2 protein-coding genes are annotated in these 1,176 nt (G+C 47.2%); both read right to left on the bottom strand.

Going from position 1 to position 1,176, the window contains the following annotated elements; translation table 11 throughout:
* On the bottom strand, nucleotides 1–144 hold a 144-nt coding region (locus R7E00_RS24380; RefSeq protein ID WP_318124811.1), incomplete at its 3' end, for an ArsR family transcriptional regulator.
* A gap of 106 nt (nucleotides 145–250) precedes the next feature.
* Nucleotides 251–1,176 (bottom strand): EAL and HDOD domain-containing protein (locus R7E00_RS24385; RefSeq protein ID WP_318124810.1); only part of this gene is annotated, 926 nt, incomplete at its 5' end.

Consider the following 1,176-nt stretch of genomic DNA (forward strand, 5'->3'; position numbering starts at 1 on the left):
AAGATGACGAGAAACTTTCGGCTGACTCTCTTGCAATGCAAACGCCAAATCACCTACGCAAATTTCTCCTTCGCGGGCCACCAGCATTAAGCAGCGCACACGAGTCTCGTCAGATAAAAGCTTGAAAAACTGATGTGGAAGCATAGTTAACATACCTATATATGGATATGCGTATATGTTTATTTAATTGTGCCAAGGCGTCAAGAGCCACGCCCTTGCCTTCATAAAAGTTTCATACTAATAGAGAGAATTAGACCGTGACGACGCTTTGGCTCCAGCGAACCGCTTCACTTAACGAGGCTTTGACTTCATCGAATGACAAACCCAACTGACCCGAGAGCTTTTCGACGCCATGCCAATCTGCTCGCTCGTAGCATTCTTCTAGTGAGATCAGCACGCCGTACTCACCCTTACGATGCAGTAATGCTTGCTGCACAGAATCACTCAACGGCAGTTGCTTCACCAAGGCTTCGATCGATAAGTCGAGCATGGCATCTAAGATCGACAATAAGCCGACCATAAAGCCTTGCTCATTAAGATGAGAAAAAGGTTGGTAACGCGACATCAGCTCACAGAACTGGGCACGTTGCAAAGAGAGGTTGTACAACTCACGCGGTTTGTTGCTTGAGATGTAAGACGCCACCACCAAAGAGACAAATTGCTTCAGCTTGTCTTGACCAAGGTAAATCAGCGCCTGACGGAACGAGCTGATTTCCACCTCTAATGTGGTGATCTGGGTATTCACAAAACGCAGTAACTTGTACGACAAGGCCACATCTTGCGTAATGATGCTTTCAATGCGGTCAAAATCCGGCTCTGGCGCGCAGACTTCCCGAAACAGTTGTAACGCTAACACCTGCTCCGGACTGACGTATTTGGTTTGCGACACCAATGGCTTGCTAAAAAAGTAGCCTTGAAAGAATTTAAAGCCCGCCGCTTTGGCTTGCTCAAACTCTTCTGCGGTTTCGACGCGTTCCGCTAAAAAGTGATATTTGACGCGCTTGGCGAGGTGGGTTTTAACCAGTTCACACGCTTTTTCTAGCCCCATCGCCATGATATCGAGTTTAACGATGTGCACATAAGGTAAGAAGCGACGCCACTCCGGCGTTAAGGTGAAATCATCCAGCGCGATCAAATAACCTTCTCGATATAACTCGCGAATTGCATCGAGAAGAT

Origin of the sequence: Vibrio sp. Vb1755, assembly GCF_033338635.1 — a bacterium.
GTDB classification, from domain to species: domain Bacteria; phylum Pseudomonadota; class Gammaproteobacteria; order Enterobacterales; family Vibrionaceae; genus Vibrio; species Vibrio alginolyticus.